At 52.4% G+C, this 15,659-nt stretch carries 12 protein-coding genes; 5 read left to right on the forward strand and 7 right to left on the reverse strand.

Annotation, left to right across the window (positions count from 1 at the left end):
* Positions 1–11: 11 nt before the first annotated feature.
* From hcr to aqpZ, 4 genes are all read right to left on the reverse strand, one after another.
* On the reverse strand, positions 12–980 hold the full coding sequence (gene hcr, locus FDX14_RS17035; protein WP_137349919.1) for an NADH oxidoreductase: 969 nt from the start codon (positions 978–980) through the stop codon (positions 12–14).
* A gap of 10 nt (positions 981–990) precedes the next feature.
* Complete coding sequence (gene hcp / locus FDX14_RS17040) at positions 991–2,643, reverse strand: hydroxylamine reductase (protein ID WP_042307407.1); 1,653 nt, start codon at positions 2,641–2,643, stop codon at positions 991–993.
* 155 nt (positions 2,644–2,798) lie between these two features.
* The gene (locus FDX14_RS17045; RefSeq protein WP_137349920.1) at positions 2,799–3,698 is read right to left on the reverse strand and encodes a LysO family transporter; all 900 of its coding nucleotides are present in this window, start codon (positions 3,696–3,698) and stop codon (positions 2,799–2,801) included.
* Between the two features lie 142 nt (positions 3,699–3,840).
* The gene (gene aqpZ, locus FDX14_RS17050) at positions 3,841–4,536 is read right to left on the reverse strand and encodes an aquaporin Z (protein WP_042307410.1); all 696 of its coding nucleotides are present in this window, start codon (positions 4,534–4,536) and stop codon (positions 3,841–3,843) included.
* A 371-nt stretch (positions 4,537–4,907) separates the two neighbouring features.
* Here aqpZ and FDX14_RS17055 point away from each other — a divergent pair, with 371 nt between their 5' ends.
* Entirely contained in the window at positions 4,908–6,566 is a 1,659-nt protein-coding gene (locus FDX14_RS17055) for an ATP-dependent endonuclease (RefSeq protein ID WP_079223501.1), read from the forward strand.
* On the opposite strand, the gene FDX14_RS17060 is transcribed toward FDX14_RS17055, so the two are convergent.
* On the reverse strand, positions 6,563–7,510 hold the full coding sequence (locus FDX14_RS17060) for a VirK/YbjX family protein (protein WP_137349922.1): 948 nt from the start codon (positions 7,508–7,510) through the stop codon (positions 6,563–6,565). The genes FDX14_RS17055 and FDX14_RS17060 overlap by 4 nt on opposite strands.
* Positions 7,511–7,670: 160 nt before the next feature.
* On the opposite strand from FDX14_RS17060, the gene macA reads away from it, so the two are divergent.
* Complete coding sequence (macA, locus tag FDX14_RS17065) at positions 7,671–8,786, forward strand: macrolide transporter subunit MacA (RefSeq protein ID WP_137349923.1); 1,116 nt, start codon at positions 7,671–7,673, stop codon at positions 8,784–8,786.
* A complete protein-coding gene (macB, locus tag FDX14_RS17070) occupies positions 8,783–10,729 on the forward strand; it encodes a macrolide ABC transporter ATP-binding protein/permease MacB (RefSeq protein WP_137349924.1) in 1,947 nt (648 codons plus the stop codon). Before macA ends, macB begins: the two co-directional genes overlap by 4 nt.
* Before the next feature lie 74 nt (positions 10,730–10,803).
* On the opposite strand, the gene cspD is transcribed toward macB, so the two are convergent.
* The gene (gene cspD, locus FDX14_RS17075; protein WP_003036813.1) at positions 10,804–11,028 is read right to left on the reverse strand and encodes a cold shock-like protein CspD; all 225 of its coding nucleotides are present in this window, start codon (positions 11,026–11,028) and stop codon (positions 10,804–10,806) included.
* A 323-nt stretch (positions 11,029–11,351) separates the two neighbouring features.
* Between cspD and clpS the strand changes: the two genes are divergently transcribed.
* Positions 11,352–11,672: an ATP-dependent Clp protease adapter ClpS gene (gene clpS, locus FDX14_RS17080; RefSeq protein WP_042307420.1), complete on the forward strand. Its 321-nt coding sequence runs from the start codon at positions 11,352–11,354 to the stop codon at positions 11,670–11,672.
* A gap of 30 nt (positions 11,673–11,702) precedes the next feature.
* Positions 11,703–13,979, forward strand: a complete 2,277-nt coding sequence (clpA, locus tag FDX14_RS17085) for an ATP-dependent Clp protease ATP-binding subunit ClpA (protein ID WP_042307424.1) — start codon at positions 11,703–11,705, stop codon at positions 13,977–13,979.
* 269 nt (positions 13,980–14,248) lie between these two features.
* Here clpA and trhP read toward each other — a convergent pair whose 3' ends face one another.
* Positions 14,249–15,610 (reverse strand): prephenate-dependent tRNA uridine(34) hydroxylase TrhP, encoded by a 1,362-nt coding sequence (gene trhP / locus FDX14_RS17090; protein ID WP_042307426.1) that lies wholly within the window; start codon positions 15,608–15,610, stop codon positions 14,249–14,251.
* Between the last annotated feature and the right edge of the window lie 49 nt (positions 15,611–15,659).

Raw genomic sequence — 15,659 nt, forward strand, 5'->3', positions numbered from 1 at the left:
TATTTTATAGGTTAAGCGAGTACTAAATCGCCCTGCGGATGACAGGAGCAGGCCAGTACATAGCCTTCGGCTATTTCTGCATCCGTCAGCGTCATGGTGCTGCTGACCGTGTAGTTACCGTCAACCACTTTGGTTTTGCAGCAGCCGCAAACGCCCGCACGACATGCGGCAACGACCGGCACTTTATTGCTTTCCAGCGCTTCCAGCAGCGTACTGCCCACCGGCGCGTAAAACTCTTTTGCCGGTTGCAGCTTGGTGAACTTCAGACCGCTGGTGGCGGCCTCGGCAACCGGCGTGAAGAACTGCTCTTTAAAGAAGCGCGTCACGCCCAGCGCTTTGACTTCTTTTTCGACCAGATCCATATACGGCGCCGGGCCGCAGGTCATCACGGTACGAGAGACCAGATCCGGCACGCTTTTCAGCAGATCGGTCGTCAGTCGGCCAGAAACAAAACCGTGGGTGGCATTGTTTTCAGCGACTAAGGTCACCGGATATTCGCGCCATTCGTCGGCAAAAATAACATCTTGCGGTGAACGAACGTTAAAGATCACCTGCACATCGGCCTGTGGGCGGTACTTTGCCAACCAGCGACGCATTGACATGATTGGCGTAACGCCGCAACCGGCAGCCAGCATCAGGAACTTATCTTCCGCCTTATCTTCACAGGTAAATTCACCCATGGCATCGGACAGCCAGATATAGTCGCCGCGCTTCACGTCGCGGGTCAGCCACTGTGAGCCTGCACCATCGTCAATCCGGCGAACAGTCAGCGTGATGTACTCGCTGACTCCCGGTGTGGATGAAATGGTGTAAGCACGCAGCGTCTCCGCTGAATTACCTACGCTGACCAGTGCATACTGCCCGGCGCGGTACGGATAATAGTCGTGGCACAGCAACGAAATTGTCCATACATCCGGCGTTTCCTGATGGATGTGATGCACCTGCATCCGCCATGGGCACTGATGAGTTGGCATTGTCATTCTTTACTCCTTACGCGCTCAGCAGCTGCTTCATGTCTTCTTCAACGGTGGTCACGGAACGCAGGCCGAATTTTTCGTTGAGCACAGCCAGCAGATCCGGTGTGAAGAAACCAGGCGCCGTCGGGCCAGTGACGATGTTTTTCACGCCCAGCGACAGCAGGGTCAGCAGAATCACAATCGCTTTCTGTTCAAACCAGGAGAGCACCAGAGACAGCGGCAGATCGTTTACGCCGCAGCCCAGCTTCTCTGCCAGAGTGACCGCCAGGATGATGGCAGAGTAAGCATCGTTACACTGACCGGCATCGACCAGACGCGGCAAACCCTCGATATCGCCGAACTCCAGTTTGTTGAAACGGTATTTACCGCACGCCAGGGTCAGGATCAGGCAATCGTCTGGTACGCTGGTGGCGAAGTCGGTGAAGTAGTTACGTTCGCCGCGCGCGCCGTCGCAGCCGCCGACCAGGAAGATGTGACGCAGTTTTTCACGGCTGACCAGGTCGATTAAGGTATCAGCAGCGCCCAGCAGCGTCTGACGACCGAAACCTACGGTGATCAGGTGCGGGATTTCGCTGTACGGGAAGCCAGCCATCTGCTGCGCCTGAGCAATAACCGGACCGAAGTTGTCGCCTTCGAGGTGGCTCACGCCCGGCCAGCCGACGATGCTACGGGTCCAGATACGGTCGTCGTAAGCACCCACTGTTGGGTCGATGATGCAGTTAGAGGTCATCACGATTGGGCCTGGGAAGCGAGCGAACTCAACCTGCTGGTTCTGCCAGCCGCTGCCGTAGTTACCAATCAGATGTTTGAACTTGCGCAGTTCCGGGTAGCCGTGTGCTGGCAGCATTTCGCCGTGGGTATAGACGTTAACGCCGGTACCTTCGGTCTGCTCCAGCAGGTTGTAGAGATCTTTCAGGTCGTGACCGGAGATCAGGATGCATTTACCAACGGTTGCTTTAACATTGACCTGAGTCGGCGTCGGGTGACCGTATTTGGTGGTTTCACCGGCGTCCAGGATGCTCATTACTTTGAAGTTCATCTGGCCGATTTCCATAGAACACTCCAGCAGAGCGTTCATGTCGGAAGGCCAGGTTCCCAGCCACGCCATGATTTTGTGGTACTGAGCATAGATGTCGTTGTCGTACTGGCCGAGAACGTGCGCGTGTTCCATATAGGCCGCCGCACCTTTCAGACCGTACAGGCACAGCAGGCGCAGGCCGAGAATATTCTCGCCAATCGTCGCTTTGTCTTTGTTCGGGGTAAATTCCGCTGCCTGACGTTGCAGGTCGCCCAGATCGTCGCTGACCAGTTGCAGGTCCGCCATCGGGTTGTCGACCGCTGCGTTCGCATCAATGTTCAGACATTGCGCTTTCAGCGCTTCTCGCAGGGCAATCGCTTCGCGGGCATAGCCGACGATACGCGGGGAGTCGAAGTTTACGTTGGTCAGGGTAGAGAAGAACGCGCGCGGGGCGAAGTTATCAATTTCATGGTCGATGATGCCGTATTCACGCGCTTTAACAGCCCATGCAGACAGACCTTGTAGGGAAGCAATCAGCAGATCCTGCAAATCGGAGGTTTCAGCCGTTTTACCGCACATACCCTGCGCGTAAGAGCAGCCGTTCCCTGCCGGAGTACGGATGGTTTGTTCACATTGCACACAAAACATGGTCACACCTTTTAAAGTTATATTTAATATACATGTTTAAGGTTATGCCTGTGCGCGCAGGGATAAAAGGGATTTCTGCTACAACTTGCAAGGAGATTGATTTAGCGCAATTTTGGCGGTAGCTGACTACCGCCAGAGAGGTATTTGAGTGAGGGTCAGGCGGAGAAAAATGCCATCAGCAGAGGGACTAACAGACTCAGGATAAAACCGTGCACGATGGCTGCCGGAACCATTTCCAGTCCGCCGCTGCGTTGTAAAACTGGCAGGGTGAAATCCATCGATGTGGCCCCGCATAGCCCCAACGCGGTAGAGCGACTGCGGCCCACCATGCCGGGAATCAACATAATGGCAATCAGTTCACGCGCCAGATCATTAAAAAAGGCGGCACTCCCAATCACCGGCCCGAACGACTCGGTTAACAGAATACCGGACAGCGAATACCAGCCAAAACCTGACGCCATCGCCAGCGCGGTTTTTACCGGCAGGCCGAGGATCAACGCATTGATAACCCCCGCCAGCATCGAACTGGCGACGACGACGACGGCCACAATCATGCCCCGGCGATTCAACACGATTTGCTTGAGGGTCATGCCGCTGTTGCGAAGCTGAATCCCCACCAGGAACAGTAAAAAGATTAATGTATATTCGCTGGCTTCGGTGGCGTGCTGCAAAAAGGAAAGACCGGTGAGACCCAGCAGGAAACCCACCACAACAACCCCGCAAAGCTGGAGCGACTCAAACGCCATCGCGATTCGCGACGGGAGTTTCTCTTGCTGGTGGTTATGCCGCCAGGGCAGTGAACGCTCCAGCCAGAATAGCGCGGCGATATTACACAGCAAAATGACCGCCACGCTGACAGCAGAATAATGAAGTATGGCTAACAGGTTGCTGGCGAGATTATCCAGAAACGCCAGGCTGATGCCCATAAAAAAGAGAATAAGGTAGACGATCCAACTCAACAGGCGATTGATGAGTTTTAATGCGCCCATATGCCGAAGTGGAATAAGGTAGCCCACAATAAGGGGAACCAGAATGATTAACAGCCCTGAAAACATGAAAGCCCGATCCTTGCTGAGATGTAAGACGAAATGCGCCAGCACACACTACTCAATGCAAAGAGGGGAGTAAAGTTGCAAATAAAAGGAAATATAGAGAGAAAAAAAAGACCTGACTTTCGCCAGGCCTTTTTGTTATCGATTAATCGCGTTTTTCCAGCAGAGTGCGGTAAATAAGACCGCCGAGAACCCCACCGATAATCGGCATAACCCAGAAGAACCACAATTGTTGCAATGCCCAGCCGCCCTGGAAGATGGCAACTGCAGTACTACGTGCCGGGTTTACTGAGGTATTAGTGACTGGAATGCTGATCAAGTGGATTAATGTTAACGCCAGACCAATCGCAATAGGTGCAAAACCTGCCGGAGCATGTTTGTCGGTCGCGCCGTGGATCACTAATAAGAAGCCAGCGGTAAGAATAATTTCAATTACAACAGCAGAAAGCATGGAATAACCGCCTGGTGAATGATCACCAAAGCCGTTCGAGGCAAAACCGCTGGCGGTTGCATCAAAACCTGCTTTACCGCTGGCAATAAGATACAGAGCCGCTGCTGCAACAATACCGCCCACAACCTGCGCAATAACATATCCAATAACGTCTTTCGCCGGGAAGCGACCGCCAGCCCATAAACCGAAGGTCACTGCCGGGTTAAAATGTCCACCTGAAATATGGCCTACGGCATAGGCCATAGTTAATACGGTCAGACCAAATGCCAATGCGACACCGGCAAATCCAATTCCCAATTCCGGGAATGCTGCGGCCAGTACTGCGCTACCGCACCCACCAAAGACGAGCCAAAACGTACCGAAGAATTCGGCTGCTAATTTCCTGAACATAACCACCTCAATTAAAAGTTCCGGGTTTGTGTTGCTTGCCCGGTAATTCATCGCTTAAAGGGACGATGATGAAAGAGCGGGTATTTTAGAAAAAAACATCATCCCTTCGCCAGTTAAATTGATGAAAAAATTTGATTTAAGGCAATATGTCGTGATTCCTTTTTGAATATTCGATGAATGAAGCATAGTTCAATTAGCTAAAAATGATGATTGAGCTTAGAAATTATAATCACAGGGAAACATAAGAAGAATATTCTTAATTTTTTTGGTTTCTGCGATTAACCTCCTGATGATATCGGGTGCTCTGAGCGCCCGGTTAACGTTATACTCCTGATAACTTGAAGGAAAAAGTTAGCATTTCCGGAGGCTATATGATTCTCGAACGCGTTGAGATTGTTGGATTTCGTGGTATTAACCGCCTGTCGTTGATGCTTGAGCAGAGTAACGTGCTGATTGGGGAGAACGCGTGGGGTAAGTCCAGTCTGCTGGATGCTTTAACCTTGCTGCTGTCGCCGGAGTCTGATTTGTACCATTTTGACCGTGAGGATTTTTGGTTCCCGCCGGGGGATATACAGGGCCGGGAACATCATTTGCACATTATCCTGACGTTTCGAGAATCTCAACCGGGTCGTCATCGGGTTCGTCGGTACCGTCCTCTGGAAGCCTGCTGGACGCCGTGTAACGATAGTTATCACCGTATATTCTATCGTCTGGAGGGCGAGTGTGCGGATGACGGGACTGTCCTGACGCTACGTAGTTTTCTTGATGGCGATGGTCATCCGTTAGAGCTCGACGACATTAACGATCTGGCGCGTCATCTCGTGCGCCTGATGCCTGTGTTGCGTCTGCGTGACGCGCGTTTTATGCGGCGCATTCGTAACGGTACGGTGCCGGATTCGGCGGATGTTGAAGTGACCGCCCGCCAGCTGGATTTTCTGGCGCGTGAACTGGCTACCCGACCACAAAACCTCACTGATGGGCAGATTCGTCAGGGGCTGTCGGCCATGGTGCAGCTATTGGAGCACTATTTTTCTGAGCAGGGTTCTGGTCAGTCCCGCTATCGCCTGATGCGTCGCCGCTCCAATAACGAACAACGTAGCTGGCGCTATCTGGATATCATTAACCGCATGATTGATAAGCCCGGCGGACGAACGCATCGCGTTATTCTGTTGGGACTGTTCTCGACGCTGTTGCAGGCCAAAGGCACGTTAAGGCTTGATAAAGATGCCCGGCCTTTATTGCTGATAGAAGACCCGGAAACGCGTTTACATCCCATCATGTTGTCGGTTGCCTGGCACTTGCTGAATCTACTTCCTCTCCAGCGGGTGGCGACCACCAACTCCGGTGAGTTGCTGTCTCTCACGCCGGTGGAACATGTTGTCCGTCTGGTACGTGAATCATCCCGGGTAGCCGCCTGGCGGCTGGGACCGGGTGGGATCAGCGCGGAGGACGGTCGGCGTATCGCTTTCCATATTCGTTTCAATCGTGCATCTTCGCTGTTTGCCCGCTGCTGGCTGCTGGTGGAAGGCGAAACGGAAACCTGGGTCATTAACGAGCTGGCCCGCCAGTGCGGACATCACTTTGATGCGGAAGGTATTAAAGTCATTGAATTTGCTCAGTCAGGTCTCAAACCACTGGTTAAGTTTGCCCGCCGGATGGGAATTGAATGGCACGTGCTGGTCGATGGCGATGAAGCCGGGAAAAAGTATGCCGCCACGGTGCGCGGTTTATTGAATAACGACCGAGAGGAGGAGCGCGATCATTTAACCATGCTCCCCGCGCTGGATATGGAACACTTTATGTATCGCCAGGGGTTCGCCGATGTCTTTCATCGCGTTGCGCAGATCCCGGAAAACGTGCCAATGAATATGCGCAAAATTATTTCCAAGGCGATTCATCGGTCGTCAAAACCGGATCTGGCGATCGAGGTGGCGATGGAAGCAGGGCGGCGTGGCGTAGACGCCGTCCCTACTTTGCTGCGTAAAATGTTTTCCCGCGTACTGTGGCTGGCACGCGGCAGAGCGGATTAGTGGCGAAACATTGACGACAGCTGCGCGTGGATGCTGTCCAGTAGCTGATAGCGACGGCGGTATTCTGCGCGTTTTTTACTGGCAATCTCCGCTTCGCTTTTTCGAGCCAGCGCACGCGGAATATGATAGTACCCGCGGCTGTCGCACTCGCCGCCAAGCGACGCCCAAAATGCGTTGTAGTCGGAAAGAATCACTTTGTTTTGATCGTGGTAACGCGGACTGCGAAAGATATGCTGTTCATTACTGACAGCCATTACCTTTTCGATATTCAATTGTTCTGCCAAACGACAAATAGCTTCCATAACAAGGCGTTTGGGGAATATTCCGTGGCAGGATTTGGTCGCTTTTTGTGTTGCTTCGTGCGGAAGTTGTGAATTGCCCTGCATGCCGCCAATAAATAATGTACTTTTCCCATTATATTCGCAGAACGTAAATGTCATTTTAGTCAGTTCGTCACCCTCGCCATTTCGCACCAGAATGGTACTTTCACCCTCTTTATCGAGTACCGGAAACATCATCATGGTCACGGTAAATATCTCGTTATCTTTGCCTTCAATTTGCGCCAACTGTAAGCCGTCATGACTTAATAAGGCGTTAAATTCACCAGGTAAGAATGCATTGCGGATAACATGGTAATGAAAACGCACCGCATCTAATCGCATTCTACGATCGAAGTTGGCGGCAAGGTAAGGACGATGCAGACGAACGGGTAGCCGGGGTTGACGGGCGAGGACGTTTTCAAGCTCCGGCCACTGCGCCAGTTCAGTCATCCATTCCCGGGTAAGGCGAGGTATCAGTAATGAACGCCAGATAAACTTACGCCGAAAGCTCCGTTTATCCCAACACTGTGCAGGTCGTAACTGACCGCGGCTCAGGCTGTAAAAAAGACCAAGGCTGGTGATGGGTTTGGTAGAAAGAAAAGCGCTTTCAGTTAGTTGACTCATAATATAAATCCGATTGATACCCTGGCATTAATTTCAGCACAGTGGAACTTAACCATTCATCAATAACTCTGTTATTCTTGCGCTTTTCAACGGCTATTTATTTAACGTTGATGTTTAACACTCCACTCTGATGGACGTATTGGGGGAAATTGGGACATTTATGAAGCTCAAGGGAAAAATCAAAAAACGCTATTTTATCTTCGCCATCATCCTTATTGTGGCGATAATTGCGCTATGGCGTACGCTTAATGCGCCTTTACCTCAGTATCAAACGTTAATTGTTCGTCCCGGCGATCTCCAGCAGAGTGTACTGGCTACCGGAAAACTGGATGCGCTGCGTAAAGTTGACGTCGGGGCGCAGGTCAGTGGGCAGTTAAAAACGCTGTCGGTCGCGATTGGCGATAAAGTAAAAAAAGATCAACTGCTTGGCGTTATCGATCCTGAACAGGCGCAAAACCAGATCAAAGAGGTTGAAGCGACGCTGATGGAATTACGCGCCCAGCGTTTACAGGCTGAAGCCGAGTGGAAGCTGGCGCGAGTGACGCTTTCCCGTCAGCAGCAGTTGGCGAAAACCCAGGCGGTTTCACAACAGGATCTCGATACCGCGGCTACCGAGATGGCGGTAAAACAGGCGCAAATTGGCACCATTGATGCACAGATTAAGCGTAATCAAGCCTCTCTTGATACAGCCAGGACCAACCTTGATTACACGCGCATTGTAGCGCCAATGGCGGGTGAGGTTACGCAAATAACCACCCTGCAAGGACAAACCGTTATTGCCGCCCAGCAGGCACCTAACATTCTGACGTTAGCAGACATGAGTACAATGCTGGTGAAAGCGCAGGTTTCCGAGGCGGATGTTATTCACTTGCATCCCGGACAAAAAGCCTGGTTCACTGTCCTCGGCGATCCGCAGACGCGCTACGAAGGTACGCTGAAAGATGTCCTGCCGACGCCGGAAAAAGTGAATGACGCGATTTTCTACTATGCCCGCTTTGAAGTGCCTAACCCGAAAGGGATCCTGCGTCTGGATATGACCGCACAGGTCCATATTCAGCTCACGGATGTCAAAAATGTCCTGACCATCCCGCTGTCGGCGCTGGGCGATCCTATTGGCAATAATCGCTATAACGTCAGGCTGCTGCGTAACGGTGAAACCCGCGAGCGTGAGGTGGTGATCGGCGCGCGCAATGACACCGATGTGGAGATTGTGAAAGGGCTGGAAGAGGGAGATGAAGTCATTACCGGCGAGGGCAATTCTGGAGCGGCGAAATGACGGCATTGCTTGAGCTGAGCAATATCCGCCGTAGTTACCCGTCAGGCGAAGGGCAGCTCGAGGTGTTAAAGGACGTTTCCTTGAGCATTCAGGCCGGTGAAATGGTGGCGATTGTCGGCGCGTCTGGTTCGGGTAAATCGACGCTGATGAACATTCTCGGCTGTCTCGATAAGCCTACCAGCGGCACGTATCGGGTGGCCGGGCGCGATGTCTCCACCCTCAATAGCGATGCGTTAGCGCAACTGCGACGCGAGCATTTTGGTTTTATCTTCCAGCGTTATCATTTGCTGTCGCATTTGACCGCCGCGCAAAACGTTGAGGTGCCAGCGGTCTATGCCGGGACAGAACGTAAGCAACGTCTGGCTCGTGCGCAGGAATTACTCCAGCGGCTGGGGCTGGGCGACAGGGTTGATTATCAGCCATCCCAGCTTTCCGGTGGCCAGCAGCAGCGGGTCAGCATTGCGCGTGCGTTGATGAACGGTGGGCAGGTGATTCTTGCCGACGAACCCACCGGGGCGTTGGATAGCCATTCTGGCGAAGAGGTGATGGCGATTTTGCATCAGCTTCGCGATCGCGGACATACGGTGATTATCGTTACGCACGACCCGCAGGTGGCCGCGCAGGCCGAACGCGTAATTGAAATTCGCGACGGAGAGATTGTACGCAACCCGCCGCCGCACAAATCTCCTGGCGGACGCGAAATCTCCGTGCCGACAGTGAAAACAGTGTCGGGCTGGAGTCAGTTTATCAGTGGTTTTCGCGAAGCGCTCACCATGGCCTGGCTGGCAATGGCTGCGAATAAGATGCGTACGCTGCTGACCATGCTAGGGATCATCATCGGTATTGCTTCGGTGGTTTCGATTGTGGTGGTGGGGGATGCGGCAAAACAGCTGGTGCTGGCAGACATTCGCGCTATCGGTACCAATACCATTGATATCTATCCCGGCAAAGATTTCGGCGATGACGATCCGCAGTATCAACAGGCGCTGAAATATGACGATTTAACCGCGCTGCAGAAACAGCCCTGGGTAAGTTCGGTGACGCCTGCGGTGTCGAAGAACCTGCGGCTACGCTACGGTAATATTGACGTGGCTGCCAGTGCGAACGGCGTTAGCGGCGACTATTTCAATGTCTATGGCATGACGTTTAGCGAAGGGACCACCTTTAACGCTGAGCAGCTGGCCGGGCGGGCGCAGGTGGTGGTGCTCGACAGTAATACCCGACGTCAGTTGTTCCCCAATAAAGCGAAGGTGGTGGGCGAAGTCATTTTGGTGGGAAATATGCCTGCTACGGTGATTGGCGTTGCAGAGGAGAAACAGTCGATGTTCGGCAGTAGTAAGATCCTGCGGGTCTGGCTGCCTTACAGCACCATGTCCGGGCGAATTATGGGGCAATCGTGGCTGAACTCAATCACCGTGCGGGTGAAGGACGGTTTTGATAGCGCTCAGGCTGAACAGCAGCTTACCCGCCTGTTGTCGTTACGCCATGGGAAGAAAGATTTCTTTACCTGGAATATGGACGGCGTCTTGAAAACCGCCGAAAAGACCACACGTACATTACAACTCTTCCTGACGCTGGTGGCGGTCATTTCGCTGGTGGTAGGTGGAATCGGCGTGATGAATATTATGCTGGTTTCGGTAACCGAACGAACGCGCGAGATTGGCATTCGTATGGCGGTTGGCGCGCGCGCCAGTGATGTGCTGCAACAGTTCCTCATTGAAGCGGTGCTGGTATGTTTGGTTGGCGGCGCGTTGGGCATCACGTTGTCGATGCTGATCGCCTTTACGCTACAGTTATTCCTGCCCGGCTGGGAAATTGGCTTCTCACCCGTTGCGCTGCTCACGGCATTCCTGTGCTCAACCGCTACCGGAATTTTGTTTGGCTGGTTACCGGCGCGTAATGCGGCCCGGCTTGATCCGGTAGATGCGCTGGCGCGGGAATAATACTGTCGAGATAAAAATGCCAGCCGCAAGGGCTGGCATTTTGACTGCGGGATGTACACAATGAGACAGAAGGGTTATGCGACGGCTTCTGCTTCAATGACAGGCACGATGACACTGGCATGGTTGCCTTTTGGCCCCTGGTGGACATCAAACTGGACAGACTGTCCGGCTTTTAGCGTTCTGTAACCATCCATCTGAATGGTGGAGTAATGGGCGAAAATGTCTTCGCCGCCGCCTTCGGGGCAGATGAAACCAAACCCTTTGGCGTTGTTGAACCACTTAACAGTACCCGTTTCCATACTTCGACATCCTTCGTAGATCTTATATAAGTAAGATGGAATGAACCGGTTGCGGAGTGGGGGCTGTTCAAAACCTCGCCAACTCTCGAAACTACAATTTAGAGAAATCAGGCGGGGCGTCAAGCGTCAGACGGATGGAATAGGGTAAAAATGCATCAAAATTTGAAGCAGCTAACGCTATTGTCGGTTCTGTGACAGATGTCGCGGATGACACTAATAGATGATAGTTATCTAATACTTGAGGTAGATTGAGTGTGTGCATAGGCTGCTTGTCAGCGGCAACATTTTCTGCCGGAAACCGTAACTGAAGATGACGACTGACAATGAGTAAGACGAACGACTGGCTGGATTTCGATCTGCTGGCGGAAGACAAATTGCGCGACGCGCTAAAACCGCCATCTATGTATAAAGTGATATTAATCAATGATGATTACACTCCGATGGAGTTTGTTATTGACGTGTTACAAAAATTCTTTTCTTATGATGTAGAACGTGCAACGCAACTGATGCTTGCAGTTCACTATCAAGGTAAAGCTATTTGCGGCGTGTTTACTGCCGAAGTGGCTGAAACCAAAGTATCGATGGTGAACAAATATGCGAGGGAGAACGAGCATCCGTTGCTGTGTACGCTGGAAAAAGCCTGAATGCAGGCATAAATATTGGGGGAGGTGCCTATGCTCAATCAAGAACTGGAACTCAGTTTAAACATGGCTTTCGCCAGAGCGCGCGAGCACCGACATGAGTTTATGACCGTCGAGCACTTGTTACTGGCGTTGCTCAGTAACCCATCGGCCCGCGAAGCGCTGGAAGCGTGTTCTGTGGATCTGGTGGCGCTCCGTCAGGAACTCGAAGCCTTCATTGAACAAACCACACCCGTATTGCCTGCCAGTGAAGAAGAGCGCGACACGCAGCCAACGTTGAGTTTTCAGCGTGTACTGCAACGTGCGGTCTTCCATGTTCAGTCCTCCGGGCGCAATGAAGTTACCGGCGCAAATGTTCTGGTAGCTATCTTTAGCGAGCAGGAATCTCAGGCGGCCTATCTGCTGCGTAAGCATGAAGTGAGTCGTCTGGACGTGGTGAATTTTATTTCTCATGGCACGCGCAAAGACGAACCAAGTCAGTCTTCTGACTCCGGGAATCAGCCAAATAACGAAGAGCAAGCTGGCGGGGAGGACCGTATGGAGAACTTCACGACTAACCTTAACCAGCTTGCCCGTGTGGGCGGGATTGATCCGCTCATTGGCCGGGACAAAGAGCTGGAGCGCGCCATTCAGGTACTGTGCCGTCGCAGAAAAAACAACCCGCTGTTGGTGGGGGAATCTGGCGTCGGTAAAACCGCGATTGCCGAAGGTCTTGCCTGGCGCATTGTCCAGGGCGACGTGCCGGAAGTCATGGCGGACTGCACCCTTTACTCTCTGGATATCGGGTCGCTGCTGGCGGGCACCAAATACCGCGGCGATTTTGAAAAACGCTTTAAGGCGCTGTTGAAACAGCTGGAACAGGATACCAACAGCATCCTGTTTATTGATGAGATCCACACCATTATCGGTGCGGGTGCGGCTTCGGGCGGCCAGGTGGATGCGGCTAACTTAATCAAGCCTCTGCTCTCCAGCGGTAAAATCCGTGTAATAGGTTCCACAACCTATCAGGAATTCAGCAATATTTTTGAGAAGGACCGTGCGTTAGCGCGCCGTTTCCAGAAAATTGATATCACTGAGCCGTCGGTAGAAGAGACCGTGCAGATCATCAACGGTCTGAAACCGAAATACGAAGCGCACCATGACGTTCGCTACACCGCTAAAGCGGTACGTGCCGCGGTCGAACTGGCGGTGAAATACATCAACGATCGTCATCTGCCGGATAAAGCCATTGACGTGATCGATGAAGCGGGCGCGCGTGCGCGTCTGTTACCGGTCAGCAAACGCAAGAAAACCGTTAACGTAGCCGATATTGAGTCCGTGGTGGCCCGCATCGCGCGTATCCCGGAGAAGAGCGTGTCGCAGAGCGATCGTGATACGCTGAAAAATCTGGGTAACCGTCTGAAAATGCTGGTATTCGGACAGGATAAAGCCATTGAGGCGCTGACTGAAGCGATCAAAATGAGCCGTGCCGGTCTCGGACATGAGCATAAACCTGTCGGTTCATTCCTGTTTGCCGGACCGACTGGCGTTGGTAAGACCGAAGTCACGGTACAGCTGTCCAAAGCGCTCGGCATTGAGCTGCTGCGTTTTGATATGTCTGAGTATATGGAACGTCACACCGTCAGTCGTCTGATTGGTGCGCCTCCGGGATACGTCGGTTATGACCAGGGCGGTTTGCTGACCGACGCGGTCATTAAACACCCGCATGCGGTCCTGCTGTTGGATGAAATCGAAAAAGCGCACCCGGATGTCTTTAACCTGCTGCTGCAGGTGATGGATAACGGTACGCTGACCGACAATAATGGCCGTAAGGCGGACTTCCGTAACGTGGTGCTGGTCATGACCACCAACGCCGGGGTACGTGAGACCGAGCGTAAATCGATTGGGCTTATTCATCAGGACAACAGTACTGATGCGATGGGCGAAATCAAAAAAGTGTTTACGCCGGAATTCCGTAACCGTCTCGACAACATTATCTGGTTCGACCATCTCTCTACCGAGGTGATTCATCAGGTTGTTGATAAGTTTATTGTCGAGTTGCAGGTACAGCTGGATCAGAAAGGCGTCTCACTGGAAGTAAGCCAGGAAGCACGTAACTGGCTGGCTGAGAAAGGCTATGACCGCGCGATGGGCGCACGTCCGATGACGCGTGTTGTTCAGGACAACCTGAAAAAACCATTGGCCAACGAACTGCTGTTCGGTTCGCTTGTGGATGGGGGGCAGGTAACCGTTGAATTGGATAAAGAGAAAAATGAGCTGACCTATGGTTTCCAGAGTGCGCAAAAGCACAAGCCAGAAGCTGCACATTAAGTTCTAATCACCTCATGAGCCGGGCGTAATGCCCGGTTTTTTTTCGCCTGACTGTAGTGATTTGAATTGGGAGAACCCGGCGTGTTTAAACGGCAGGTAAAAAATAAGCCTGCGTAAGGGAGATTACGCAGGCTAAGGAGGTGGTTCCTGGTACAGCTAGCATTTATGGGTTATGTTTTTCAGCGGGTGGGATAATACCCTTAATGAACGAAACGGTATGTGATCGATTTCTAAGAATCTTCCGAACGCTGAAAAATAACCGTAATTAACTACTTAGCATGCGGGTTGCGCGTGGACTCACCGGCAAAATTACGCATTAACAAGGCATAATTCAGATCGATATCCTCAGGTACCGGCATCCACACGGTGTAGCCATCGCCCGGAGCAACCGGCATGGCTTCGCCTTTCGCGTTTTCCATCTGCTCAAGGGTAAAGTTGATATTGCCCTGTGGGGTCATTAATTCCAGGCTGTCGCCGACGGTAAATTTGTTTTTCACCAGCACGGCTGCCAGTTCGCCTTTACGTTCGCCGGTAAATTCGCCAACAAACTGCTGGCGTTCGGAAACGGAGAAACCGTATTCGTAGTTCTGATAGTCGTCATGCGTATGGCGGCGCAGGAACCCTTCGGTGTAACCGCGATGCGCCAGACCTTCCAGCGTTTCCAGCAGTTGCGGGTCGAACGGTTTGCCGGCAGCGGCATCATCAATTGCTTTGCGATAAACCTGCGCGGTACGTGCGCAGTAATAGTATGACTTGGTACGGCCTTCGATCTTCAGCGAATGCACGCCCATTTGCGTCAGACGCTCAACGTGGGCAATGGCACGCAAATCTTTCGAGTTCATGATGTAAGTGCCGTGTTCGTCTTCAAACGCGGTCATGTACTCACCTGGTCGCTGGGCTTCTTCAATCATAAAGACTTTATCTGTCGGCGCGCCAATACCCAATGTGGGTTCGACGTTTTGTACCGGGATCGGCTCGTACTTATGTACGATATTGCCCACCACGTCTTCTTTCCCTTCCTGCACGTTGTATTCCCAGCGGCAGGCATTGGTACAGGTGCCCTGGTTCGGGTCGCGCTTGTTGATGTAACCAGAGAGCAGGCAGCGCCCGGAATAGGCCATGCACAATGCACCGTGAACGAAGATCTCAATCTCCATATCGGGCACCTGGGTACGGATCTCTTCAATTTCTTCCAGCGACAGTTCGCGAGACAAGATCACGCGGGTCAGCCCCATCTGCTTCCAGAATTTGACCGTCGCCCAGTTAACGGCATTAGCCTGCACCGACAGGTGAATATCCATGTCAGGGAAGTTCTCGCGCACCAGCATAATCAGACCCGGGTCCGACATGATCAGCGCATCCGGCCCCATTTCCACCACCGGTTTCAGATCACGAATGAAGGTTTTCAGCTTGGCATTGTGCGGGGCGATGTTAACCACCACATAGAATTTTTTACCCAGTTCATGGGCTTCATTAATGCCGCGCTGCAGGTTTTCGTGGTTGAATTCGTTGTTGCGTACGCGCAGTGAATAACGCGGTTGGCCCGCATACACAGCATCTGCGCCATAGGCGAAAGCGTAACGCATATTTTTCAGCGTTCCCGCCGGGGAAAGGAGTTCCGGTTTAAACATAATTATCTCGTTCTGATGACAGGTCAGACTCGCCTCACTTAATGAGGCG

This window comes from Citrobacter sp. wls710, assembly GCF_005281115.1.
Taxonomy (GTDB): domain Bacteria; phylum Pseudomonadota; class Gammaproteobacteria; order Enterobacterales; family Enterobacteriaceae; genus Citrobacter; species Citrobacter werkmanii.

Bases quoted from the DNA above. Each gene is read 5' to 3' on its own strand.
- hcp (WP_042307407.1), bottom strand. From the start codon at position 2,643: ATGTTTTGTGTGCAATGTGAACAAACCATCCGTACTCCGGCAGGGAAC.
- aqpZ (WP_042307410.1), bottom strand. From the start codon at position 4,536: ATGTTCAGGAAATTAGCAGCCGAATTCTTCGGTACGTTTTGGCTCGTC.
- clpS (WP_042307420.1), top strand. From the start codon at position 11,352: ATGAGTAAGACGAACGACTGGCTGGATTTCGATCTGCTGGCGGAAGAC.
- macA (WP_137349923.1), top strand. From the start codon at position 7,671: ATGAAGCTCAAGGGAAAAATCAAAAAACGCTATTTTATCTTCGCCATC.
- hcr (WP_137349919.1), bottom strand. From the start codon at position 980: ATGACAATGCCAACTCATCAGTGCCCATGGCGGATGCAGGTGCATCAC.
- clpA (WP_042307424.1), top strand. From the start codon at position 11,703: ATGCTCAATCAAGAACTGGAACTCAGTTTAAACATGGCTTTCGCCAGA.
- FDX14_RS17060 (WP_137349922.1), bottom strand. From the start codon at position 7,510: ATGAGTCAACTAACTGAAAGCGCTTTTCTTTCTACCAAACCCATCACC.
- trhP (WP_042307426.1), bottom strand. From the start codon at position 15,610: ATGTTTAAACCGGAACTCCTTTCCCCGGCGGGAACGCTGAAAAATATG.
- cspD (WP_003036813.1), bottom strand. From the start codon at position 11,028: ATGGAAACGGGTACTGTTAAGTGGTTCAACAACGCCAAAGGGTTTGGT.
- FDX14_RS17045 (WP_137349920.1), bottom strand. From the start codon at position 3,698: ATGTTTTCAGGGCTGTTAATCATTCTGGTTCCCCTTATTGTGGGCTAC.
- FDX14_RS17055 (WP_079223501.1), top strand. From the start codon at position 4,908: ATGATTCTCGAACGCGTTGAGATTGTTGGATTTCGTGGTATTAACCGC.
- macB (WP_137349924.1), top strand. From the start codon at position 8,783: ATGACGGCATTGCTTGAGCTGAGCAATATCCGCCGTAGTTACCCGTCA.